This is a genomic window from Jeotgalibaca porci (assembly GCF_011299095.1).
Lineage (GTDB): Bacteria > Bacillota > Bacilli > Lactobacillales > Aerococcaceae > Jeotgalibaca > Jeotgalibaca porci.
Window position 1 is genome coordinate 809,991 of sequence record NZ_CP049889.1, and the last position, 22,184, is coordinate 832,174.

The 22,184-nt window shown below is 42.1% G+C and carries 28 protein-coding genes and 1 riboswitch; of the genes, 5 read left to right on the forward strand and 23 right to left on the reverse strand.

Translation table 11 applies throughout. The features are described 5' to 3' along the window. Positions 1-62: 62 nt before the first annotated feature. Positions 63-1,019, forward strand: a complete 957-nt coding sequence (locus G7058_RS04155) for a glutathione S-transferase family protein (protein ID WP_166062372.1) — start codon at positions 63-65, stop codon at positions 1,017-1,019. Positions 1,020-1,063: 44 nt separating this feature from the next. Here G7058_RS04155 and G7058_RS04160 read toward each other — a convergent pair whose 3' ends face one another. The 7 genes from G7058_RS04160 to G7058_RS04190 all read right to left on the reverse strand — a co-directional run bounded on the left by G7058_RS04160 (position 1,064) and on the right by G7058_RS04190 (position 5,388). Then, positions 1,064-1,627, reverse strand: a complete 564-nt coding sequence (locus G7058_RS04160; RefSeq protein ID WP_166062373.1) for a Dps family protein — start codon at positions 1,625-1,627, stop codon at positions 1,064-1,066. Between the two features lie 57 nt (positions 1,628-1,684). After that, entirely contained in the window at positions 1,685-1,978 is a 294-nt protein-coding gene (locus G7058_RS04165) for an iron-sulfur cluster repair di-iron protein, ric (RefSeq protein ID WP_166062374.1), read from the reverse strand. 16 nt (positions 1,979-1,994) lie between these two features. Further along, positions 1,995-2,228, reverse strand: a complete 234-nt coding sequence (locus tag G7058_RS04170) for a heavy-metal-associated domain-containing protein (protein WP_166062375.1) — start codon at positions 2,226-2,228, stop codon at positions 1,995-1,997. Between the two features lie 321 nt (positions 2,229-2,549). Then, entirely contained in the window at positions 2,550-3,731 is a 1,182-nt protein-coding gene (locus tag G7058_RS04175; RefSeq protein ID WP_166062376.1) for a cation:proton antiporter, read from the reverse strand. A gap of 62 nt (positions 3,732-3,793) precedes the next feature. Further along, positions 3,794-3,873: riboswitch (Fluoride riboswitch) on the reverse strand. 30 nt (positions 3,874-3,903) lie between these two features. Beyond that, positions 3,904-4,272, reverse strand: a complete 369-nt coding sequence (locus G7058_RS04180; RefSeq protein ID WP_166062377.1) for an iron chaperone — start codon at positions 4,270-4,272, stop codon at positions 3,904-3,906. Further along, complete coding sequence (locus tag G7058_RS04185; protein WP_166062378.1) at positions 4,269-4,754, reverse strand: GyrI-like domain-containing protein; 486 nt, start codon at positions 4,752-4,754, stop codon at positions 4,269-4,271. The genes G7058_RS04180 and G7058_RS04185 overlap by 4 nt, the downstream gene beginning before the upstream one ends. A gap of 112 nt (positions 4,755-4,866) precedes the next feature. Beyond that, positions 4,867-5,388, reverse strand: coding sequence for a DUF4256 domain-containing protein (locus tag G7058_RS04190; protein WP_166062379.1), 522 nt, complete (start codon positions 5,386-5,388; stop codon positions 4,867-4,869). A gap of 214 nt (positions 5,389-5,602) precedes the next feature. Between G7058_RS04190 and G7058_RS04195 the strand changes: the two genes are divergently transcribed. Further along, positions 5,603-6,349 carry an alpha/beta fold hydrolase gene (locus G7058_RS04195; protein WP_166062380.1) on the forward strand — a complete coding sequence of 249 codons (747 nt, stop codon included), beginning with the start codon at positions 5,603-5,605 and terminating at the stop codon, positions 6,347-6,349. Positions 6,350-6,473: 124 nt separating this feature from the next. On the opposite strand, the gene G7058_RS04200 is transcribed toward G7058_RS04195, so the two are convergent. The 11 genes from G7058_RS04200 to G7058_RS04250 form a co-directional block, all read right to left on the reverse strand. After that, positions 6,474-7,391, reverse strand: coding sequence for a dihydroorotate dehydrogenase (locus G7058_RS04200; RefSeq protein WP_166062381.1), 918 nt, complete (start codon positions 7,389-7,391; stop codon positions 6,474-6,476). Continuing rightward, a complete protein-coding gene (locus G7058_RS04205) occupies positions 7,388-8,665 on the reverse strand; it encodes a dihydroorotase (RefSeq protein ID WP_166062382.1) in 1,278 nt (425 codons plus the stop codon). The genes G7058_RS04200 and G7058_RS04205 overlap by 4 nt, the downstream gene beginning before the upstream one ends. Continuing rightward, positions 8,662-9,555, reverse strand: a complete 894-nt coding sequence (locus G7058_RS04210; protein WP_166062383.1) for an aspartate carbamoyltransferase catalytic subunit — start codon at positions 9,553-9,555, stop codon at positions 8,662-8,664. Before G7058_RS04210 ends, G7058_RS04205 begins: the two co-directional genes overlap by 4 nt. A 127-nt stretch (positions 9,556-9,682) precedes the next feature. Beyond that, positions 9,683-10,189: a bifunctional pyr operon transcriptional regulator/uracil phosphoribosyltransferase PyrR gene (gene pyrR, locus G7058_RS04215; RefSeq protein WP_166062384.1), complete on the reverse strand. Its 507-nt coding sequence runs from the start codon at positions 10,187-10,189 to the stop codon at positions 9,683-9,685. Between the two features lie 179 nt (positions 10,190-10,368). Next, positions 10,369-10,878 carry a YcxB family protein gene (locus G7058_RS04220; protein ID WP_166062385.1) on the reverse strand — a complete coding sequence of 170 codons (510 nt, stop codon included), beginning with the start codon at positions 10,876-10,878 and terminating at the stop codon, positions 10,369-10,371. 23 nt (positions 10,879-10,901) lie between these two features. Continuing rightward, positions 10,902-11,486, reverse strand: coding sequence for a uracil-DNA glycosylase family protein (locus tag G7058_RS04225; protein WP_166062386.1), 585 nt, complete (start codon positions 11,484-11,486; stop codon positions 10,902-10,904). A gap of 129 nt (positions 11,487-11,615) precedes the next feature. Further along, on the reverse strand, positions 11,616-12,860 hold the full coding sequence (locus G7058_RS04230; RefSeq protein WP_166062387.1) for an NADPH-dependent oxidoreductase: 1,245 nt from the start codon (positions 12,858-12,860) through the stop codon (positions 11,616-11,618). A gap of 18 nt (positions 12,861-12,878) precedes the next feature. Further along, positions 12,879-13,487: an NADPH-dependent FMN reductase gene (locus tag G7058_RS04235; RefSeq protein WP_166062388.1), complete on the reverse strand. Its 609-nt coding sequence runs from the start codon at positions 13,485-13,487 to the stop codon at positions 12,879-12,881. A gap of 31 nt (positions 13,488-13,518) precedes the next feature. After that, positions 13,519-14,448, reverse strand: coding sequence for an FAD:protein FMN transferase (locus G7058_RS04240; RefSeq protein WP_193567979.1), 930 nt, complete (start codon positions 14,446-14,448; stop codon positions 13,519-13,521). A 189-nt stretch (positions 14,449-14,637) separates the two neighbouring features. Next, on the reverse strand, positions 14,638-15,144 hold the full coding sequence (locus G7058_RS04245) for a GNAT family N-acetyltransferase (protein WP_166062389.1): 507 nt from the start codon (positions 15,142-15,144) through the stop codon (positions 14,638-14,640). 29 nt (positions 15,145-15,173) lie between these two features. Then, positions 15,174-15,365, reverse strand: coding sequence for a YwbE family protein (locus G7058_RS04250; protein WP_166062390.1), 192 nt, complete (start codon positions 15,363-15,365; stop codon positions 15,174-15,176). A gap of 131 nt (positions 15,366-15,496) precedes the next feature. Between G7058_RS04250 and G7058_RS04255 the strand changes: the two genes are divergently transcribed. The 3 genes from G7058_RS04255 (at position 15,497) to G7058_RS04265 (ending at position 16,643) form a co-directional block, all read left to right on the forward strand. Next, entirely contained in the window at positions 15,497-15,841 is a 345-nt protein-coding gene (locus G7058_RS04255) for a zinc ribbon domain-containing protein YjdM (protein ID WP_166062391.1), read from the forward strand. A 97-nt stretch (positions 15,842-15,938) separates the two neighbouring features. Further along, on the forward strand, positions 15,939-16,217 hold the full coding sequence (locus tag G7058_RS04260; protein ID WP_166062392.1) for a hypothetical protein: 279 nt from the start codon (positions 15,939-15,941) through the stop codon (positions 16,215-16,217). Between the two features lie 99 nt (positions 16,218-16,316). Further along, entirely contained in the window at positions 16,317-16,643 is a 327-nt protein-coding gene (locus G7058_RS04265) for a hypothetical protein (RefSeq protein ID WP_166062393.1), read from the forward strand. A 156-nt stretch (positions 16,644-16,799) separates the two neighbouring features. On the opposite strand, the gene G7058_RS04270 is transcribed toward G7058_RS04265, so the two are convergent. The 5 genes from G7058_RS04270 to G7058_RS04290 form a co-directional block, all read right to left on the reverse strand. After that, on the reverse strand, positions 16,800-17,906 hold the full coding sequence (locus G7058_RS04270; protein WP_227004492.1) for an EAL and HDOD domain-containing protein: 1,107 nt from the start codon (positions 17,904-17,906) through the stop codon (positions 16,800-16,802). 667 nt (positions 17,907-18,573) lie between these two features. After that, entirely contained in the window at positions 18,574-18,732 is a 159-nt protein-coding gene (locus tag G7058_RS04275) for a lmo0937 family membrane protein (protein ID WP_227004493.1), read from the reverse strand. Between the two features lie 104 nt (positions 18,733-18,836). After that, positions 18,837-19,655 carry a rhodanese-like domain-containing protein gene (locus tag G7058_RS04280; protein WP_166062396.1) on the reverse strand — a complete coding sequence of 273 codons (819 nt, stop codon included), beginning with the start codon at positions 19,653-19,655 and terminating at the stop codon, positions 18,837-18,839. Position 19,656: 1 nt separating this feature from the next. After that, entirely contained in the window at positions 19,657-21,483 is a 1,827-nt protein-coding gene (locus G7058_RS04285; protein ID WP_166062397.1) for an alpha-galactosidase, read from the reverse strand. Positions 21,484-21,692: 209 nt separating this feature from the next. Then, entirely contained in the window at positions 21,693-22,178 is a 486-nt protein-coding gene (locus tag G7058_RS04290; RefSeq protein WP_166062398.1) for a hotdog domain-containing protein, read from the reverse strand. Between the last annotated feature and the right edge of the window lie 6 nt (positions 22,179-22,184).

A 22,184-nucleotide genomic window follows, 5' to 3' on the forward strand; every position in this document is an offset into this window, starting at 1 on the left:
TACCTCCATTTTGAAATAGTTTGTTATAATGATTATATCAAAGAACTGAGAGGAAGAGATAGATGGGATTATTAGTTGATGGTCAATGGCACGATCGATGGTATGACACAAAGAGCACGGGTGGTCGTTTTGTTCGAAAAGATTCGCAATTTCGCAGTTGGATTACACCGGATGGTAGCGCAGGTCCGACGGGTGAAGCAGGTTTTAAAGCAGAAGCTGGCCGGTATCATCTATATATTTCCTTGGCATGTCCTTGGGCGAGCCGGGTCATGATTATGCGTAGCATTAAAGGGTTAAAGGATATGATTTCCGTATCCATCGTGAACCCTTTAATGGTCGAAAATGGTTGGACGTTTGAACCGGACGAAGGGGTTGTGGCTGACCCAATCTTGGATGCGGATTATATGCATCAAGTGTACACGCATGCAGATCCTCATTATTCCGGACGTGTAACGGTTCCGGTATTGTACGACAAACAAACGAAGAAAATCGTTAATAATGAGTCTTCAGAAATTATGCGCATGTTAAACACAGCCTTCGACGAGATTGGTGCTTTACCAGGTGATTACTCTCCGGAAGAGTTGCTGCCGGAGATTGATGCAATTAACAAAAAAGTATATGACAATGTGAATAACGGTGTGTATAAATCCGGTTTTGCAACTGACCAAGCTGTTTATGAAGAAGAAGTCAAAAATGTTTTCACAACCTTGGATGAGCTGGAAGCTTTATTGGCGGAACAGCCTTACTTGGTTGGCGACAAAATAACGGAAGCAGACTGGCGTTTATTTACAACCTTGATTCGTTTCGACAGTGTCTATTACGGCCATTTCAAATGTAACATCCGTAATTTGACGGATTATCCGAACTTGTGGCGTTATACGAAAGAATTGTATAACTACCCAGGTGTGGCGGAAACGGTTGACTTCAAGCATATTAAAGAACACTATTACCGCAGTCACAAAACGATTAATCCGAATGGAATTGTGCCATTTGGACCAGAGTTGGATTTGACTATTTAAATACAGAAAAGCTTCGGAATGGGTTTAATCATTCCGAAGCTTTTTTATTCGTCGTCTTCGTCGGTTTCAAATGCGGGATCGCCTTCGTGGGTTTCTTTGCCCAAAAACGCTTGAAGCATCCAAATATTTTTATCGATTGCGTCTTTGTAACCAATTAAGGTGTCTTCGAGTACAAACTGCCCTGCTTCTCCGGCCATATTAATAGTATGAGTCGTCAAATCAAGTGTGACCCGGTAGTCATCGACCAGATTTTCAACCATACGCTCTGCGGAAAGATATTTGTCCGCGCCGTCTTCTTTCAAGGAGCTGTATTTTAAGTATTTTTCGGTTGTGGAAATGGGTTTGTGCCCGTTCGCCAGTAACACTTCAGCCAGCTTATCGAACCATTCCTCATTTTCGTCGTAAAGATCTTCAAACTTTTCGTGGAGCGCAAAGAAATGTGGTCCTTTTACATACCAGTGATATTGATGCAACTTCACATGCATTGTATGAATATTGGCCAAAATATGATTCGTCATGGCAGCTGCTGTTGGTTTGTGGAGATGGTCATGCTCTTCCTGCTTCAACTCTTCTTCATATTTTTCTTGCGGTGTTTTGTTTGTCGGCATCGCTATTCCTCCTTTAATGTAACTGCTTACAGTGTCATTACACGCTAATTGGTTGTGTTAAGCAGAATAAAGTTTATCGGCTTCTTCCAGGGATTTATAAACGGCTTCGTATGTGCCGCAGACATCTTTCGGGATGGTATAGTTGTTGGTTACTTCGCGTAACTTTTCAAATTCGGAATCGAGATTGGGTTTGTCAGCTCCGGCTGCTTTTACCTTTACTTCAACTTGTGTATATAATTCACGCACATCAAAGGCTTCGGGATGATTTTTTCCGTGCGCACGTGTGATTGCTGTGGTGTAGAGGTCTAGTTTTTCATGGTTCGTGTTGATATAGTCATTAACTGTTGTCATTTCGGTCCCTCCTGGTTTATGCAGTTTTCACTTTTGATTTAATAACTGGGTACCCCAAGTTTTCAATCGCACTTTCGATCTCTTCGATTTTTAGAGTCGCTTCATCGAAATCGGTTTTAACTTTGCTGGAGTTGAACATCACTTTAACGGAATCCTGATCCACACCATTCAAACTTTTTACCGCATTTTCAATTTTTTGCATACATGACGGACAGCCCAATGCTTCTAGTTGGATTGTTGCTTTTGACATAATAGAATCGCTCCCTTTTCTTTTGTTAACTCTATTATAGGACGCGTTCCGTTTAGAAAAATTGACGGTGGTCAAGTTTGCGTGGAATTGTGCCGGAAATGGCGAGTAATAAATTATGGATGAACAAAAATAGAGTGCGAAAAAAGGCGTTCAGAAACGGCTCACTGGACTGGAAAAGCGTAAGATGGCTGCAAGCCATCGCGCATTCTCCGGGAAGTGACGCCGTTTCTGCCTTTTTGAGCATGTTTGTGCGACAATTATTCGCAAATAAAAAAGGGCAGGAGTTATTTCCCAGTTCCTGAATCATTCATGAATTGGAAGCTACTCGGATTTTGCCAGTAGTCTTTTGTGCGTAGAATCGATTAGGATGGCACCGACTGGAGCAGTCACTAAAATCGCAATGACGGCAACAGTCAGCATAATTTCGCCACCCGGGATGCCCATCGCCAACGGAATCCCCCCGATTGCGGCTTGCACGGTGGCTTTTGGCATATACGCAATCGCGGTAAATACTCTTTCATCGCGTGTGAGTTCTGTTTTCCATAGGCTGATAAAAACGCCGGCCACTCGGAAAACCAGCGCGCCTCCAATTAGCAAAATAGCTGCGAGCCCCGCTTTTGTCGCGTAGGATATATTGACCGTTGCACCAACGAGTACAAATAAAAGCACCTCAGCTCCGACCCACATTTTCGAAAATTTGCGGGAAAGGCGATTGGAAACTTTCGGCATGCGTTGTTGGAGCACAACGCCCAATGCCATGACGGCCAATAATCCCGAGAACCCGACAGTCCCTTCCAATACCTGTTCCAAACTGACCAGCAAAAACGCAACCGACAAAAGAATGCCTACTTTTGTTGTGTCGCGCATGTGCAAACGCGAAAATAACTTTGTGAGCAATAAGCCACATAACGCGCCTACAAGAATACCCGTCCCGATTGCAATGGGAACGGTTAGAATAGCAATCGGGCGCACGCTGCCACCCATTGCCAAGCTCGTAAACGCGGTGAACAGAACGATTACGTAGACATCATCAACAGAAGCGCCGGCCAACACCATTTGCGGAATGCTCTTTTTCACGCCATATCCTTTTTGCATCAACCCAAGCATTTTCGGAACCACGACTGCAGGCGATACCGCCGCAATGATCGTTCCCAAAACCGCTGCTTGTAAAATGTTGAAGCCCAATAACCGGGGTGCCAACAAAATTGTCCCGAGTATTTCCAAAGTTGCGGGAACAAAGCACAACAGCAACGCTGGCCGCCCGACTTGTTTCAAATCATTTAGATTCAGGCTTAATCCTGCACGCGTTAAAATAATAATCAAGGCGATTTGTCGCAAATCCGCCGAAATACTCAACAATGAACCGGTAATGACATTTCCTACATACGGACCTAGCACAATCCCCGTCAGCAACATGCCGATTAAACGCGGCAGCCCGAATACTTCAAATATTTTCCCAAGCAAGCTCCCTACTAAGAAAATAACTGCCAATGAAAATAACATTTTATCCAATCTCCTTTTATCGCAAGAATAAGCCAAAAAAAAGCTGATAATCCCTACGATGTTTAATCGTAGAAGTCATCAGCTTAGAATATATAAGCGGTTCTGGCTTGCGCCATGGGAGACATTCATTCCCGTCACATCCATTTTATTCCTTTACACGCGGCTTGTCAATTTACCGCCAAAACTTTGTCGCATCAGTCTTATCGACAATATTGAATGCAATGATTTCTTTCAGCAATTCAAATACAACTGGCTCGTCCCAGCTAATCCGGAAAATATTATCGGTGTGACTGTAGCCTGCTTTTTTAATTTGTTCACTAAAGCGTTTTATACCCGCCACTTCCGGCGAAACAGCAATGTGTTTTTTCGAAACACTGAACCCAATAATGTATGTCCCATGATCGGAGAACATCGGCTGGTTCCATTTTACAATCGGCTCTAACTGCGGAAACTCTTGGTGGACCCCTTTTAGGATTTGCGCGAGTTTATCACGGTTTTCCGGGTTTTCGATTCCATTTAAAAATTCATCAAATTGATTCATAATCTATTACCCCTTTTCTTAATTGGATGGCGAATTGCACTCAAATCAAGTTCATAGTCTGTGGTCTCTAAATAGGTATGCAACACTTCGACTGTTGCCGGTTCATCGTCATAGGGACCACGATGCAAAATTTGCGCTGTCAGCCTTTCTGTCAGAACCAACATTTCTGCCTTCGAAACAGCACGTTTCTTTTTCTGAGCAACCGTTTCTTTTGCCCATTCGAACACTTCCTGCGTTACAAAATCCGACAAACGAATGAGTGAAACCCACGCGAGACGGTCTTTTGCTGTGTAATTCATGTCCGCAGATCCGTCCGCCAACCACCACAATCCCTCAAGTGGCAGTACAACATATTCGAAATATCCCGGGATTGCGCCGCCATTTTTGTGACTCATGCGAATGGTGTATGCAATAGCATATGACAGCGTAATTGCTTCCGCATACTCGCCATTTTCCGCATTTGGATCTCCTTTTCCATGCACAGCGATGTACGGAATTTCAGGTACAGAAACGATGGTCGGGATTTTTTTGCTTGATACAAATCCTTATATTCCTTTTTGAAGTCAAATACCATCCTTTAAACTCCTTTTCGGATTAAATAGTTACTTTCCCTCTAAACCCACGAGCACTGTAATACGAATCCACCCCATTGTGATAGGTAAAAACCGTGTCGTAGCGACGGTCGCAGAAAATCGCGCCACCTTTGCTGCGGATGTTTGCAGGTGTTTTCACCCAACTGGAAGTTTTCAAATCAAATTCTTCATACGTTTGTAAATCCCGGTACTCTGCTTCGGTCAGCATCTCAATGCCGATCTCCGTAGCCAGCGTCATTGCATCTGTTTCAGGTTTATTTTTTTTGCGTTTTTCCCACGCTTCTCGGTCGTAGCAAACACTGCGGCGACCAGACGGCGTTTCTTTTGAACAGTCGACAAAAGTAAATGTAGTGCCCACAATGTCCGGTTCACCACCCGTTGCTTCCATTGCGATTAAGACTTTGATTGCGTTAGGATTCGCATCCAAACGTTCTAGAACGTCCTCCCAGTTCAATCCTTCGTGGCGATGTTTATTTTCTTCAAAGCGAACACGTAGCGTTTCGCGAATCGTTTCTTTCTCCATCGTACATTCCTCATTTCTTAATCCATTTGCGTACTATCTGCTCTTATTTTACATCATATTACAGGTTTCGGCAGGTATATAGTTCTAATGAAAATATGTTTTCACACAATTTTCTTCTATTTGTAGAATCTGTTAGCGATGATGACGACTAATCCAAACAACATTCTAGTCACACCCGGCTTCAATTTGATATGATAGCGTTGAGGTGAAGACCGTGAAAATGACTGTTCGCAAACGCGTACTAGGAACGCTTCCGATAATGGAAGTCGTTGCGCATGAAAATAGAAATAAAAAATTACCGCTCATCGTTTATTATCATGGCTGGCAATCTTCAAAGGAAATGAATCTAACCCAAGCACGCTACTTGGCGCGTGAAGGTTTCCGGGTGTTATTGCCCGATGCAATGAGTCATGGCGACCGCAAGCAGCCCGTTTCTAAAATTCCTTCTCTGACTTTTTGGCAGAGTATTCAATCCAACTTATTCGAGTTCGGATTTATACTGGATCATTTCAGGAAAATCGGTGTGGTTGGTGACGTCATTGGTGTCGGCGGAACGTCCATGGGCGGGATGACGACGTGTGCCCTTTTAACGCATCATCCGGAAATTAAAGCAGCGGCGTGTGTGATGGGTTCGCCCAAACCTGTTGCTTATAAAGAACGCATCAAGTATTTCGCAAAGGAATACGATCGTTATTTGCCGGAGGACTACGACGAATTAGTAAATTGGATTCCGTCTTATGATTTGTCGCTTCGCCCAGAAACATTGGCGGGTCGGCCGTTGTTCATTTGGCATGGGACTGAGGATACGGTTGTGCCGTATGATCACGTGGCTGAGTTTATGGAAGAGCAGAAAGATACGCCAAACATTACTTTTGTGGATGAGGATGAAGTGCATTTGGTGCGTACCCATACAATGGAAAAAGTAACCGATTTTTTCGTAAAAGAATTGTTGGAGAAATAAATTAAAAAATCGCGATGATGCAATCAGAAGGTTGATTGTGCCATCGCGATTTTTTTGTATGAAAAGCGCTCATTCGAATTGGATATACCGTTTAAGCAAGTCTTTTCTCGTTGAGTAATAACTTTTAGCGATTCGCACGGACTTCGTCCACCAAACTTTGAATGGATGCAATTCCCAGCTCATCCATGCGCTGCTCTAATTTTCCGATAATTTTTGGGCAGATTAATGGGTCATTGAAGTTGGCAGTTCCAATCGCTACGGCAGTCGCGCCTGCCATGATCATCTCAAAAACGTCATCGACTGTGGACACGCCGCCCATTCCGATTATCGGAATCGACACGGCACGCGACACTTGGTAAATCATCCGAATTGCAATCGGCTTTACTCCGATACCGGATAACCCGCCGGTTAGATTTCCAAGAATTGGTTTACGCGTCGTGACGTCGATTGCCATTCCCGTAATCGTATTAATCATAGAGATAGCGTCCGCACCGGCAGCTTCAACGGCTTGCGCAATCGCGACGATATCAGTCACGTTCGGCGTTAATTTCACATAAATCGGTAAATGCGTGACGGCTTTACAGGCAGCGGTCAGACGCGCCGCGACTTCTGGATCGGTTCCAAATGCGACGCCGCCCTCTTTTACGTTCGGGCAAGAAATGTTCAATTCAATGGCCTTTACGTTTGGCGCCTCCGACATACGGCGGCACACTTCCACATATTCTTCCTCAGTAGAGCCGGCCACGTTGGCGATAATCGGCACATTAAATTGTGCCAGGTATGTATATTTTTCGCTCAAAATAGCTTCCAGACCAGGATTTTTTAATCCTACTGCATTTAATAATCCATTCGTGGTGCGAATGACGCGTGGCTGCGGATTACCAACGCGCTCAGTCAACGTCGCACTTTTAGCAATCACCGCACCCAAGACACCTAAATCAAATCGTCCTCCGAAATTTTCACCAAAACCAAAACAGCCCGATGCCGGCATAATTGGATTTTTTAACTCTAATCCGGGTAAAGAAACAGCTAAACGATTCATTTTTCCACCTCATCCTTTTCATTATTCCAAACTATTGCTCCGTTGTAGAGTGTGAGCGCACACATGCCATAAACCGTTTTACCGTTAAAAGGTGTATTGGATGATTTCGACCGGTAATCTTCTTTCGCGATTGTATACGGTGTGTCTAAATCAAATACAGCCAAATCTGCCACACTGCCGACGCGTAATTCTGCTTGACGCAATTGAAACAGACGAGCAGGTATTTTACTCATACGGTCAATCAAAAATTCCAAACTAAAAACGCCTGGCTTCACAAACTGTGTATACAGTAAGGCAAAAGCTGTCTCCAAGCCAACAATACCAAAGGGTGCGTTCATAAAACCGCCACTTTTCTCGTCTTCGGTATGCGGTGCATGATCGGTCGCAATGATGTCGATCGTTCCATCCAGAAACCCTTCCAATAGTGCGCGTTGATCTTCTTCGCTGCGTAACGGCGGGTTCATTTTGTAATTGGCATCGTCGCTTGGAATGTGGCCTTCATTCAGTAACAGATGGTGTGGAGAAACTTCTGCAGTGACATTCACGCCTTGCATTTTCCCAGAACGGATAGCCGCAACAGAATCTTTCGCCGACACATGACACACATGGTAGTGAACGCCGGTTTCTTTCGCCAAATGAATATCCCGGGCAATCTGAGAACTCTCAACAATGCCCATAATTCCAGGGAGTCCCAATTCTTTACTCTTAAAGCCTTCATGCATCACCCCATCGAAAAGTAAACTGTTATCTTCAGTATGGGCCACAATCGGCCGGTTGTATTTCGCCGCTTGAACCATGGCTAAAAACATAGTACCTGCGTCTTGCACACCTACGCCATCATTCGTGTACGCAAAAGCTTCAACTTCATTCATACGAACAAGTTCCTCACTCGTCAAACCGTAAGTAATGGGGGCATACGGCTCCACATTGATACAAGCATCCCGGTCAATCAATGACCGTACCGCTGCCATTTTTTCTTTTGTATCCGGAATCGGATTTGTATTCGGCATCGCGCACACAGTTGTATAGCCGCCTCTCGCAGCTGCTTGTGTGCCGGTTCGAATCGTTTCTTTGTCGGTAAATCCTGGCTCACGGAAATGCACATGGACATCTACCAATCCCGGCGTTACCAACTTTTCGTGCAATTCGATTTCTTTATCGCCCGTTAGATTCTTGCCGATTTCCGTGATTATTCCCTTTTCAATCGCAATGTCAATCCGTTCCAACTCGTTTTCTTTCACAATTCTTTGGCCATTTTTTAGTACGATTCTCATTCGTAACGCCCCTCCAATACCCATTCTAAAATTGCGATGCGTGCATAGACACCGTTACTCATTTGTTGAACAATCCGACTTTTCTCACATTCGACCAGTTCGCTATCCAATTCGACGTCGCGATTGACGGGTGCGGGATGCATAATAATAGCGTGCTCTTTCATCGTTTCGTAGCGTGCGCGGTTGAGTCCGTATTTTTCATGATAAGAAACTTTAGAAAAACGTTCGAGTTCTTCCGTTTCGTGGCGCTCGAGCTGTACCCGCAGCATCATCACGACGTCTGCTTCTTTTATCGCTTCATCCATTGTCATGTACGTTCCGTAACGTTCGAACGACGGGTTAAAGTAAGCCGGCGGGCCGGAAAAAATTACATGCGCACCCAGTTGATTGAGGAGCGTCATATTGCTCATCGCCACGCGTGAATGGACGATATCGCCGATAATCGCGACTTTAACACCTTGGAAAGTACCAAACTCTTCGTAAATGGTCAGCATATCCAAGAGGGATTGTGAGGGATGTTGCCCATTTCCACTGCCTGCATTTACGATTTGAATTTTTAAGTTAATCAGTTGATCCATGTAATTGCTGTCGGGGTGGCGGATAATCGCAACATCAACCCCTACTGCTTGCATTGTCAAAACTGAATCATACAGACTCTCGCCTTTACTGACAGAAGAACTGCCCACATCGAAATTAAAAGGTGTCATGCCAATTTTGTGTTCGGCCATTTCAAAGCTATGTTTCGTTCGGGTGCTGTTTTCAAAAAACATATTTACAACAGTAGCATCGCTCTTGAAGGAGTCGGTCCCTGCTTTGAATGCACGTGCTCTCTCAAGTAAATGCATAATTTCCTGATTATTGAACTGTTCTACTGATAAAAAATTTCTCATCGCTGTCCTCCAAAATTCGGCTTTGAAATTAAAAAATACGCCCGATCCAGAGACCAGGCGCACCTAAAGAAGGTGATTTCGCTTCTGGTCTCTCTGTCCCAATTTAAGTGATTTTCACAAATATATTTTATTCAATTAAAACGGCATCTTCTCCGTCCCGTTCTTGTACATGTACCCTGACACGTTCCTTGCGAGAAGTCGGAATGTTTTTCCCGATATAGTCTGGACGAATCGGTAGTTCCCGGTGACCCCGATCGACCAAGACAGCCAGTGAAATCTCAGCCGGCCTACCACGGTCAATGCACGCATCCAGTGCGGCACGAATCGAACGACCGGTATATAAAACATCATCCACTAAGATTACTTTTTTATTCGTTAAGTCCTTTTCAGGAGCGGGTTCAGGTTTATCCCCTTCCCAATCATCACGGTAAGGCTTGATATCCAGACCTTTGACTGCAACAGGTCCTTCTATTTGTGCAATTCGCTCAGCAATCCGCTTGGCTAAATAAACCCCGCGCGTCTCAATTCCCAGCAGTAAGATATTTTCAACGCCCTTGTTTCTTTCGACAATTTCGTAAGATAGACGCGTCAAAGCGCGCAGCATTTCCTTATCATTCATGATTACCTTAGCCATGTTTTTCCTCCCGTGCCATTTGATAAAAATAAAAAGGCCTCTTCTTTTTGATTGCGCGCAAAAAGAAGAGGCCTCATAAAAAGTATGATTCCATAAATAGGTGCCTTCTTCGTCTCTCTGGACGCCAGTTAAAGGTTCAATTACTCAAAGTATACCGAAGAAAAAATTTAATGCAAGTCTCATTTTTTTAAAAACGCAGTCAACGTCGCCAACTCGGAATCAGTCAAATACCGTGTGGGAATAATATGAGCAGAAACGGAACTATTATAAAGAATCAGCAAATCTTTTTTTTGTTTGATTTCTTTAATAGCTGTTTTGTCAATTATTTCCGTGGTATCCTGACCGGAAATCGTGATTTTATCGCCCGCAATTTCCAGGGTTTTATCCCCAAATACAGACGTATTATCACCTTCGCGCGCCATTTTCACCACATTCTTTCGAATACTCTTTTTGTATAAACGGGGATAGATTACAAACCAACCAACGGCGTACAAAACAGCAACGACTACCCAATAAAGGGCAGGCTGTTTCAGTACTTGTGTTCCCACTAAAAAAATAACCACTGCCATGAGAAGCGGCAAATACAAACGCAACATCTGGAACTGCTTCCGAAGGCTTGCGGACTCCTCAATATGATACAGATTAAACTGAATATAATCTTCTTCCGTAATCGTATAGCGTATTTCCATAACTTTCCTCCTGATACGTTTCTTTAATTAATAATTTCTGCGACCCGTTTCTGTAATTCAGGTACTACTTTTTCGACAAACCACGGATTGGCTTTCAACCATCGGCCATTAAGCGGGGATGGGTGTACAATCGGGAAATAGGCTGGTAAATATTCTTCGTAGTGTGCAACTGTTTCTGTCAAAGTGCGGTACTTCGTATCTTTTAAATAGTATTTCTGAGCGTAATTACCAATTAAAATAACGAGTTCAATCTGTGGTAATGCAGCTAGAATTAAAGGCAACCATTTTGGTCCGAACTCTTTGCGTGGCGGTAAATCCCCCGACTTCCCTTTTCCTGGATAATAAAAATCCATTGGTAACACTGCAAATAAGTCCGATTCATAAAATAACGCATCGGAAACGCCCATCCACTCGCGAAGACGGACTCCACTTTGATCATTCCAAAATTTCTTGGTCGTTTGTGCTTTGATTCCCGGTGCTTGGCCAATAATAGCAATTTTAGCATTTTTTGGTGCTGAAAAGAGCGGCTCAATCCCGCGCTCTGTAAAAGATAAATTTTCCGGATCTTTCATGATTGCTTCTTTAAAGTCCTCATAAATCGTAGCCATCCTTATCACTCCTCATTTACTATTTTATCGTAAAGACAGAGGGATGTAGAATAATATGGATTTAAAAAACACCCCCGCTCACTTGTGCTTGGCGCATAAATGAACGAAGATGCTCTGTTTTACTTGTTATTAATGGTTTTGGGATGCGCCAGACACACTATCTGTCGCTTCGATTGTCTCAACTGGATTGGTTTGAGAAGCACTGGAAACACTATCTGTTGTGCTGTCATTTGCAGTCGCACTAGAAACGCTGTCTGTTTTACTTCCCACAAGTTCTTGACCAGTTTGTTGGAGGTACCAATCAATCGTTGGTTTCAAGTCATGAATGTATTCGTTGATACCAATATAGTTGCCTTCATAATCGCGAATGGCTTGGTAGTTATGTACCACATATTTGTCCGGGCCATGTGTCGGTACATTTACGCTGATACACTCTGATGCACCGGAACGTAATTGTTGGATAACCCACTGAACACTGCCATGTTTGCTTTCTGGGTGACACTTCGCCAACGGGTTACCCGCTTGCCCAGGTGTACGAGAAGCCAACATTTCTTCGGCTGGTTTCATATGGTTATAGTATAAAAATTGGTTGTTGCTGTCCGCAAATGTCAATTCCATTGGCATGGAGTTCAAAAAGTGGTTTAACTGATCGACTGTCAAAACACCGCGGTCCAACTTCACATAGTCATTTCCTTCTGCAGCATTTACTTTCTCTGCTGCCTGCTCTACCCAATCTTCCGCATACATATCAACGCCTTCAATTGTTGTATCAATTTTACCAGTAGCGAATAAGTCTTCCGGTGCTGCAACTGGTTTTGCCGGTCTTTCCAATTCATTGATAATAGTGACATAACGACCAAACTTATCAAGCATCTCGCCTAGGAATTTAACTGTTCCGGGGTCCTTGATATTGTTATTCTCGTCAAAAGCTTCTTTTGCTTCGCCTAAGAGGAATTCATTACCTGGGAAAACATATGCTCCCACACCAGGTGCTTCCAAAATTTGACGCAAGTGTAATTGTGATCTGGAGGTTCCTTGATCATACCAAGAGGCTCCCACAATCATAACAGGCTTTTTATCCAAGGGATGGATTTTAAAGGACAACCATTCAATGATGCTGTTCAGTGCGGGTGTAATCGTGCGGTTATGTTCCGGTGTCGCAATAATAACGCCATCTGCCGCCATGATTTTTTTATTGAACTTTTGGATTTCCGGACTATTTGTTTGATCGTCGCTTTGGTTAAAAAGCGGTATATCCGTAATTTCCAAGACTTCCATTTCAAAACTCTTTTTATATGTTTTTGCAATAAATTCTAGTAAAAGGCGGTTATAAGAGAAAGCCGCATTTGAACCTACTATACCAATTAATTTCATCGTTTTATTTCTCCTTCTCTATTTCTTGTCCCAAGAAAAGTTTTCAGCTTCTTTGATGTTAGCAGCGTGAGCGGTCATTAGTTGACTAGTGATAGAAATAAAGAATAAGAAGTCATCGAAAATACGATCCAACTGTTCTACTTTCTCTGCATCAACCAATTGATTATTTTCATCAAATGCTTGTAAGGAATAGCCCAACAAGAATTCGGAACTCGGCATAATACGTGCTTTTAGTTCAGGTGAGTCCAGGATTTGACGCAAGTGTTGTTGTGCACGGGATGATCCCAACTTTCCGTAAGAGGCACCCGTAATCATTACAGCTTTGTCAACGAATGGATAGATTCCGTATGATAACCATGCAAGTGCATTAGAAAGAGCCGCAGTAATTGTATGGTCGTATTCAGGGGTACTGATAATAACTCCGTCAGCTGCTTCGATTTTAGCCGCAACTTCTTTAACGATTGCCGGTAATTCTTTTGTATCCGGCTTATCAAATAGAGGGAAATCTTTAATTTCAACCAATTCAATTTCAGCCAAGTGATCGAAGTGTTGGCTCATATATTGTAATAATTGACGGTTTGTAGATTTGTCTGAGTTTGTACCTACTAATCCGATTAATTTTTTCATTTTTAATATATTCCTTCCTGACGCATGCGTCTTAAACTAACTTTTCTTTCAGACCGCTCGTGATCAAAACGTGGCCTGTCTGTGTAATAATCAACCCTTCAATACCAGGCAATTGTTCGATTTGCTCCAATATATAGGGAATCGGTTTGCCGAACAATCGCGTTGTCCAAATCTCACCATCAACGGATTGAGTAGAAACAATGGTCAAACTGGCCATGTCTGTCTCGACCGGATAGCCCGTTTCTGGATTCAAAATATGGTGATACGATTGGCTTTCTTTTTTGAGATGACGTTCATAAACACCGGACGTCACCACAGACTGGTTCGAAACTTTGAGAACAACTTGCGAGTCGCCCCGTTTTTTGGTTGGATTCTGAATACCGATACGCCAATTCCCATCTTCTCGGCGCGGTGCTGGGCCAATCACAACCAGATTCCCACCTAAATTGATTAAGCCAGAAGTGACCGCTTCTGCTCGCAAATAATCAATAACCCGGTCAGCAATATACCCTTTAGCCAAAGCCCCTAAGTCAATCTTCATTCCAGGCTTGATTAAGTAAATGCTCTGGGTTTTCGGATCCAAAATAATATTCTCCGGATTCGTGATTTCCAGCAGTTGCTGAATTTCTACGTCATCAGGGACACGTGCATCTGAAAAGCCAATGCGCCAAGTCTGAACCAACGGGCCAATGGCAATATTTAAAAGACTGCCGGCCTCACAACTGTGCTTTTTACCAATTTGTACTAATTCGAACAAGTCTGGATGTACAGCGACAGGCTGAATACCCGCTGCTTGGTTGACTTGTCCCAATTCGGATCCGGAATCGTTTGCACTAAAACGTTGCTCGTACATTTTTAACATCTTCTCGACGTTACTAATGATTGCTTTGGCGTTCTCATGCACAACCGAGACTTCGATAACGGTTCCCATCAAGTGGATTATTTTGCTCTCTTGCAACATTTGCACCATCACTGCCCATCACTATATGTAAATGATACGTTCTTTCCCGTATCACTGTATTTATTTTTTGGTGGTTTTATTGTGTTTTTATTCACATATAAATGTAAATAAAAAACAACTTTTCCCACAGCACAAATAATACCATGAAAAAGTTGTCGTTACAATTCACAATTTGAAAATTGTGAAATTTCATTCAATTGGAAATTCTAGAATCATATCGTACCATTCACTTCCGCCATGCGTGGATTGGGAGACTCCTATGTTATTAAATCCAAAGCCTGTGTAATAAGGAAGTAATTGCTCTTTACAAGTTAAAATAACGCCCTTACGACCTTTATCCTTGGCATCAGCAATGAGATGGTGCAACAACTTCGCAGCAATTCCTTGTTTCTGAAAAGACGGAATAACCGCTAATCCGAAAATCGCTTGATAAAGGCCTTCTGGGTTATGTAAGGCTGTATTGGCAAACATGTCGTCACTAATCACACGTTCATTCGTGACATTACCATTTACAAAGCCAATGATTTCACCCATATGTTCCGCTACAAAGAAACTTTCCGAAAACGCGGCAATCCGTTCATTAAGAGCAGCTTTTGGTGCCGCCTCTGCTTGGGGAAAACAAGTTGCTTCTACTAACGTCACCACGTCTAAATCTGACGCAGAGACATTGCGAATTAAAATTTGAGCTTCTGTCATCGGTATCAACATCCCCTTTTCTTTTATAACTAAAGTACTTCTTTTACTCTGCCAACAATGCCATCTTCCAGCATAACCTTGATGCCATGGGGATGATTCGGGGATTTCGTCAATAATTTTGCAACGATTCCCTCTGTTAATTTCCCGGTGCGCTGATCTTGCTTTTGTACAACACTTACTTTTGCACCGATTTTGATATTACTTCTTAATTTTCCGTCCACTCTGTTCAACCCCTTCTTTTCTTATTATAGCCTGTTCCTAGTCGCGTGCCAAACGGTGGGATTGTGAAAAAATTAGAATAAGGTACAATGGGAGAGACCCAATTGGGAAAAAGTTACTGGAGGTAGTGTGAATGAGCGGTTTACCAAATTGTCCTGAGTGTGGCAGTGATTTGACATATACAGATGGAACGGTGATGATTTGTCCAATGTGTGCGCACGAATGGACAGAAGCAGATCAAGCAGCAGCTTTAGAAGCACAAATCGTCCGTGATGCAAACGGAAGTGAGCTAAGTGATGGTGACAACGTTTCCGTCATCCGCGATATTAAGCTTAAAGGTGCAAATAAACTTAAACAAGGTACGCGAGGCGCAAACATCCGTATTTTAGCAGATCCGGTTGATGGACATGATATTGAATGTACCATTGAAGGTTCCGGACGTATGTACTTAAAGTCTGAACTTGTAAAGAAAATATAATCTTTTTAAAAATGCGATAAGAGAAATCTTTTATCGCGTTTTTTATTTTATATAATGTGATACAATGAACAAAAGAGATATGAGAGGATGAACTATTATGCCGCAATCAATCCTAACCATTTGTAATTACGAAACGAAAATAGCTCCTGGTGCCTATTTCCATTTGAAGACAGACTGGTTCGAAAGTGATGAAGAAATTCAAACTATCATTATCGACCAAAACCATGTTTTTTCAAAATTACTTTCTTTGTATCCGAAGAACTTTGTCATGTATCTCGAACAAGACCCTGAAGGCAGTATTTATCGCACCAACTATCCACTCTTTATCCGCGAAGGAAATGATTTCTTTGAAGTAGATTGGGAAAAGAAAAAATAAATAGCATTGTCCCCGTAATAAACTGCCCCCTGTCAAGTAAACAGGTAAATAAACAAAATCATTTGTGCCATGTATGCTAATTGTCATGCATGGTATTTTTTGACTCTTCGTGAAACGGGCATCATTGCCCGGTTATGTCTCATAGTGGGGAATGATTCGGGCACCATTGCACAGTTATCTCCCATAGTGGGGAATGTTTCGGGCATCATTGCCCAGTTATGTCCCGTAGTGGGGAATGTTTCGGGTATCATTGCCCAGTTATCTCCCATAGTGGGGAATGTTTCGGGTATCATTGCCTGGTTATGTCTCAAAGTGGGGAATGATGCGGCCATCATTGCACAGGTATCTCCCATAGTGAGGAATGATTCGGGTATCATTGCCCAGTTATGTCCTAAAATGGGGAATGATGAGCAATTCATTCGTTAATAGTAGAGGGGCCAGGAGTTACTTCCCGGCCCCTCTAATATTTATTAAACAACTTCTATTTTTGTGATTGATTGGAGTGGAATTACTCGTGAACCTGGCTCGATTTGTAGTTTTTTTGAAACAGCTGACACCCAAGTATCAGCTTTTTTCATTAAGTTAAATCATTTGAATATCAGCTACCCAAGCGAGTGCTTCGAGATAAATAGTCATCAACTCTGCATCTTGCTTTTCTTGTTCACTATTTTCATTTTTTTCTCTCTCAATCAAATGATCCAACGTTTGTTTCATTTGATTATCTCCGCCTAATAGTGTGGTACGAACAGATTCTTTCAAAGGTAACTCAGCTACCACATCTACCATCTTACGATTCATTAAAACATCAATTTCAGAAAACATACCTGCCAAGAAATAATCTTCTTTCTCCGCGTCTTTTCCTTCGTTAATTGCAACCAGTTCCATCATTTTGGCTCGAATCAAACAATTTTTAATCAGTTCTTTGTTCTCTATCATTTGGAAATCTTTCAACATAATAATATAAATCCATTTCCGCATCTCTAAAAGGCCTAATTGCACCATTGCCCGCTTAACAGATGTGATTTTATGGCGTTTACCAATCAGAACGGAGTTGGCCAAACGCAGTAACTTATAAGAAAGACCTAGATCCGTCGCAATAACTTCTCTTATTTCTTCAAAATCAGGCTCCGTATGATGAAGTAATTCTAATATCCGGATTAAGTTTATATTTAAATAGGAAACTTCTTTACTCTTAATCATCATCGGTTTGCTGAAAAAATAACCTTGGAAATAGTCATACCCCATATCCATCGCATCTTGAAACTGTTCACGCGTTTCTACTTTTTCAGCGATAAATTTTATTTTGTGTCGATATTTATCTATTACCATTTTTTGGACTGCTCTATTCATATTGTTGAATTCTATTTTTATCATGTCCGCAACATCCACCAAGGGTAAATGTCTCTGTGAGAAGACAAAATCGTCCAATACAATCGTATAACCGCTTTTTCTCAAGCTTTTAACAGCTTCCAGAAGCTCATCTGTTACTTCAACGGTTTCTAAGATTTCTATAAATACGGTGTCGCGAGGTAAAAGTTTTGGTATTTCATCAATTAACATATCATCTGAGAAATTAATAAAGGCCCGCGTCCTTTCAGTTAATTCTGAAAAATGCATCGTTAAAAAAGCATTATTTATTAATTCAGCTGTTGCTTGAGTATCATCCAAACCTTCATAAAAGTTGTTCATGCTTCTCCGATACAATAATTCATATCCAAAAATTGCTAGTTTTCTATCAAAAATAGGCTGCCTCGCTATATAAACATCCAAAAAAATCTCCGCCCTTGTCTGATTTTTCTATATCATACTCCTCTATATTTTAGCTGATATACCTGGTCCTGTATACACCGTTTCGTTAAACGTTACCAAACAAAAAATTGGATAAAATCCTTTGTATCTTGAATCGTTTCATGTGCTTTCCAAGTAACGTATTTCGCAACAGCTTCGTCGGAACTATAGGAAACCCATTTACATCGAGTTCAAATGGGAAAAACGCCGACCAACTGATTGTAAAACTATTTACATCGAGTTCGACTGGTAAAAACGCCGACTAACTGATTGTAAAACTGTTTACATCGAGTTCAAATGGAAAATCCGGCGTCCAACTGATTGTAAAACTGTTTACATCGAGTTCGACTGGGAAATCCGCCAACCAACTGATTGTAAAACTGTTTACATCGAGTTCAAATGGTAAAAACGCCGACCAACTGATTGTAAAACTGTTTACATCGAGTTCAAATGGAAAATCCGGCGTCCAACTGATTGTAAAGCTATTTTTCGGTTCATTCGTTTCTATTTTAACGTCGCAAAAAAGACTCCGAAACTCATAATCGCGTTTCGAAGTCTTTCATTTGTCTTATAACTTTCTTTTACCGGTAATCAGTTGGTAAACAAAGATAATTCCGGCAATGATTAGTAGGAAGTGGATAAGTGCTCCTCCGATTTCTAAAACGAGACCAATCAACCACAGAGCTACTAATACTACGATAATCGTCCATAATAAATTTCCCATCATTTTCACGCCTCTCTCTATTAGATTAGATATACTTCATCCTTTTCTTTTATTATAGAGATTTTTAAGGCTGTTACCAAACCATATGCTTTTGTTCTTCTCGTTTCCTATAGACGTTTATAGTCAAACGTGCCAATACCTGGGATTGTATAAACATGTAAATACCCCGCTTCAATTAGTAATTCCGCTGCTAACTGGCTTTTGAATCCCTTTTGACAATACAATACAAGCGGGGTTTCTTTTTCCAGGTTAAGCTGACTCATCGTCTCCAAGGGGGCTGAGACACTGTTGGGAAGATGGCTTTCTTGATACTCTTCCTGAGAGCGGACATCCAGTAATTGAGCTTTTTTATGTTCTTCGAAAAGTGCAGTCGCTTGATCTGGGGTCAGGGCATTTACTATTGTATTTTCCCTTTTCATTCTTGGGTTTCGCTTTGTAGTATCAATCATTCGTAATAAAATCACGGCAGCCTCGGCATGCGTTAACGGGCCGGTTACGTCGAAATGAGTCGGTTTGACAGGATCGATAATCCCTTTTACATAGACTTGCGAAATATGCTGGACGCAAGTGCGACAACTGTACAAATCAGTCAGTTTTTTGGCTGCGGCCCAGTCGTCCTCGTTTTTTTCTTTCCTTTCAATCCGTAACGTATCATGGACCATGCGCGCTGCTTGTCGGCGTTCGATGGGTTTTTCACGGTTCACAAAATCATAATCTTCAGCTAGGCCTTTTTCAAGTGCATACGTCCACTGATTTGCAATGCGTACATGACAACTGTTTACAAGCCAGCTAACAAACTGTTCCGTTGTTATTTTCTGTTCAGGATAAAAAAGAAGGCTTGGTTCAAAGTGAATAATCTGACGCTTCACGAGTTCACTAATCGTTGGCTCTACCCAATGATCTTCTATATCGCTAAAAGTTTTCATTTTAATTTGCTGTCACCCGAATCGTTTGATTGCCATAAGCAGCTATATTTTCTACCGAGAATATACCTGTCGTATTCTCCGTTTTTTCATTCGTCCACAAGTCGGTAATCGTATAACTCTCGGCGTTAATGAACGCTTCAACCGCGGTCATTTCCTTACCCATATAGGCAGCTATCTGCTCGACAGTCACTGCATGCTCTTTAGGGTCATGCTCTTTATGTAAATTAATAAATGAGAGTGCGACGTCGCCATTTGCAAGTGGTTTGGCAAGGATATCAAAACGATTGTTGTCTTTTATGTATGCTTGGTCTGGTTGTTCTTGGTCGAGTGAACAATAAATACGTTTCGCTTGGATTCCTAAAAGATCTTGGTTTAGTTCAATCAATGCTTCGTTTGCAATGATTTGCCAAATTGCATCTCCTTTTTCGACGTTACGTAAATCGAGGCCAAGCATTAACGGTGCGTTCATCATGCACCACATTGCCATATGCGTTTGGCTCATCGTTTCGGTGATGCCGTTCATACCGATGACCAACATATCAGGATCATTCCACCCTTTATCTAATCCGGAAAATTCATCCATGATGACATTCTTATTGTATTGTGAAGTGATACTCGCAGTATAGTCATCTTCCCAAACCGCTTGTCCCGGATCACCGTCCGCACCGACATTGAAAGTTATATCGTTCAGAATGCGCCATGAATCGCCTACTTTATAGCCCCAATGTTGTGGCTGCGTTTTTCCCCATTCACAAATGGAAAGGAGTATCTCATGGTTTGGATCCGCTGCGTTTAATCCTTCCAGTAGCGCTGCATAGGAATGAAGCGTATTTTCTTGTCTGCGGTGATTCATTAAGCGGATTGTATTTTCGCCTTCAGATAACGAAATAATTATTTCTTCTGAATCGGTAAAAGTTGTTTCCGTTTCGGTAAGCGGTAAGAGTTTATCAAGGTATCTTTTCTCACTAGCCAGAGGACCTACGGCAACCTGCAGCCACCGTCCTGTTCCCACTTCCTCAGCACTGGCATAATTGACAGTCATCCTGTAGTCACCAGTTTTTGGCACCGTCACAGTAAATGAAAGTTCAGATGATAGCTCCCCAACTGGCGTCATATCGGCATGTGTGCCATCAAAAGTTCCAATATTTGAAACAAAATCCGCTTCATTTTTGACTGCGCCTTGACCGAGTAATGTGCCATCTTTAACGGCGTTTAAGGTTAATCGTACGTCATTTCCGCTTAGCGTGATGCTTCTGATGTTTGGAGCAAAGGTGTATTTGGCATTGGTTTCATCTGAAAAAGTCGCGTTATCCCACAGGTAGTAACAGTTATCGATTTTTAAGAAATCAACTCCCCAGTCCACGTAAGTCTGCGCATCCACATCTTCAAATCCGCATGTTCCAACTGCCGCACCAGCGCAAAGGTTTGTACCGATATCATTATACATACCAAAGAGAAGACCTTTTTCGTGAATATAATCGGATAAGGCTCTGAATCCGCTCGGGAATTTAACGGTTTCATTTGCAAGCAACCCGTCGATTCGTTCGGACTTATAACACCCATCATCCAAGACAACATACTGATAGCCTAAATCAGCTAAGCCTAATTCTATGAGTTTATCCGCAATTTCTTTTGTGAGAGCTTCACTGTTCTTACTTCCAAAGGCATTCCAACTATTCCACCCCATTGCTGGCAAATAGTTTTTCTTTTTATTAAGTAATACTTCGTTATTCGAGAATGCGGGGAAGAGATAAGCTGAATCAGTAATCTCAGCTGGCGCTTTTCTCGACGTAGCAATTCTTGTTTCTTGTCTGTTATTGTTCGGCATATTGTGTCCTCCTGTGACTATTAAGCTTAAAATGAAAGGGTTATCATTTCGCTACTAATAATATAACACTTCGTATCCAGAGATTCATCCCCTCGTTAGTTATTCTGTCGACACAAAAATGATAGCAACAAAAAGGCGCATTGAGACAACCTTTAAGATTGTTTCAATACGCTTCCTTGTTAAAAATAAACCGTCCGCCTGGATAGTAGCTACATATCGTCCTTGACTGCTACAGCAACCATACGTGCTTCTGCGCGAACCACTCCGCTTGCTTCCATTTTCATACGAACAATTGCTTTTCTCTCACTGAGCTCTTCAATAGAGGAACGAATTGTAATTGTTTCATCCATTGGTACAGGCTTCTTGTAGTCTGTTTCCAGCCTCGCCGTGATAAAACGGCCAATCACTGTTTCCTCTGTGAGTGCGAGTCCTTTGTTTTTGTGGGCAAACCAAGCAGCAGAAGCCGTCCCGTGACAGTCAAACACCAACGCAATCATGCCGCCAAAAAGATTATTTGGTACGCCACCCGTGTACTGATTGTCGGGTTCAAATTGCGTAATACAGGTTTCACCATCTTCACTCGGATATGTTTTCAAATGGAGACCTTGTTCATTTTTGGGACCACATCCCCAACAGTTTTGAAATCTTTCGCCGTACGTGTCTTGAATGGCAATGTTCCTCTTTTTTGGTTTCATAGTTTA

What these genes read in the sequence shown, in the direction of transcription:
- G7058_RS04155 (WP_166062372.1), top strand. Translation starts at nt 63, where the DNA reads ATGGGATTATTAGTTGATGGTCAATGGCACGATCGATGGTATGACACA.
- G7058_RS04160 (WP_166062373.1), bottom strand. Translation starts at nt 1,627, where the DNA reads ATGCCGACAAACAAAACACCGCAAGAAAAATATGAAGAAGAGTTGAAG.
- G7058_RS04165 (WP_166062374.1), bottom strand. Translation starts at nt 1,978, where the DNA reads ATGACAACAGTTAATGACTATATCAACACGAACCATGAAAAACTAGAC.
- G7058_RS04170 (WP_166062375.1), bottom strand. Translation starts at nt 2,228, where the DNA reads ATGTCAAAAGCAACAATCCAACTAGAAGCATTGGGCTGTCCGTCATGT.
- G7058_RS04175 (WP_166062376.1), bottom strand. Translation starts at nt 3,731, where the DNA reads ATGTTATTTTCATTGGCAGTTATTTTCTTAGTAGGGAGCTTGCTTGGG.
- G7058_RS04180 (WP_166062377.1), bottom strand. Translation starts at nt 4,272, where the DNA reads ATGAATCAATTTGATGAATTTTTAAATGGAATCGAAAACCCGGAAAAC.
- G7058_RS04190 (WP_166062379.1), bottom strand. Translation starts at nt 5,388, where the DNA reads ATGGAGAAAGAAACGATTCGCGAAACGCTACGTGTTCGCTTTGAAGAA.
- G7058_RS04200 (WP_166062381.1), bottom strand. Translation starts at nt 7,391, where the DNA reads ATGAATCGTTTAGCTGTTTCTTTACCCGGATTAGAGTTAAAAAATCCA.
- G7058_RS04205 (WP_166062382.1), bottom strand. Translation starts at nt 8,665, where the DNA reads ATGAGAATCGTACTAAAAAATGGCCAAAGAATTGTGAAAGAAAACGAG.
- G7058_RS04210 (WP_166062383.1), bottom strand. Translation starts at nt 9,555, where the DNA reads ATGAGAAATTTTTTATCAGTAGAACAGTTCAATAATCAGGAAATTATG.
- pyrR (WP_166062384.1), bottom strand. Translation starts at nt 10,189, where the DNA reads ATGGCTAAGGTAATCATGAATGATAAGGAAATGCTGCGCGCTTTGACG.
- G7058_RS04220 (WP_166062385.1), bottom strand. Translation starts at nt 10,878, where the DNA reads ATGGAAATACGCTATACGATTACGGAAGAAGATTATATTCAGTTTAAT.
- G7058_RS04225 (WP_166062386.1), bottom strand. Translation starts at nt 11,486, where the DNA reads ATGGCTACGATTTATGAGGACTTTAAAGAAGCAATCATGAAAGATCCG.
- G7058_RS04230 (WP_166062387.1), bottom strand. Translation starts at nt 12,860, where the DNA reads ATGAAATTAATTGGTATAGTAGGTTCAAATGCGGCTTTCTCTTATAAC.
- G7058_RS04235 (WP_166062388.1), bottom strand. Translation starts at nt 13,487, where the DNA reads ATGAAAAAATTAATCGGATTAGTAGGTACAAACTCAGACAAATCTACA.
- G7058_RS04240 (WP_193567979.1), bottom strand. Translation starts at nt 14,448, where the DNA reads ATGTTGCAAGAGAGCAAAATAATCCACTTGATGGGAACCGTTATCGAA.
- G7058_RS04245 (WP_166062389.1), bottom strand. Translation starts at nt 15,144, where the DNA reads ATGACAGAAGCTCAAATTTTAATTCGCAATGTCTCTGCGTCAGATTTA.
- G7058_RS04255 (WP_166062391.1), top strand. Translation starts at nt 15,497, where the DNA reads ATGAGCGGTTTACCAAATTGTCCTGAGTGTGGCAGTGATTTGACATAT.
- G7058_RS04260 (WP_166062392.1), top strand. Translation starts at nt 15,939, where the DNA reads ATGCCGCAATCAATCCTAACCATTTGTAATTACGAAACGAAAATAGCT.
- G7058_RS04270 (WP_227004492.1), bottom strand. Translation starts at nt 17,906, where the DNA reads ATGAACAACTTTTATGAAGGTTTGGATGATACTCAAGCAACAGCTGAA.
- G7058_RS04275 (WP_227004493.1), bottom strand. Translation starts at nt 18,732, where the DNA reads ATGATGGGAAATTTATTATGGACGATTATCGTAGTATTAGTAGCTCTG.
- G7058_RS04280 (WP_166062396.1), bottom strand. Translation starts at nt 19,655, where the DNA reads ATGAAAACTTTTAGCGATATAGAAGATCATTGGGTAGAGCCAACGATT.
- G7058_RS04285 (WP_166062397.1), bottom strand. Translation starts at nt 21,483, where the DNA reads ATGCCGAACAATAACAGACAAGAAACAAGAATTGCTACGTCGAGAAAA.
- G7058_RS04290 (WP_166062398.1), bottom strand. Translation starts at nt 22,178, where the DNA reads ATGAAACCAAAAAAGAGGAACATTGCCATTCAAGACACGTACGGCGAA.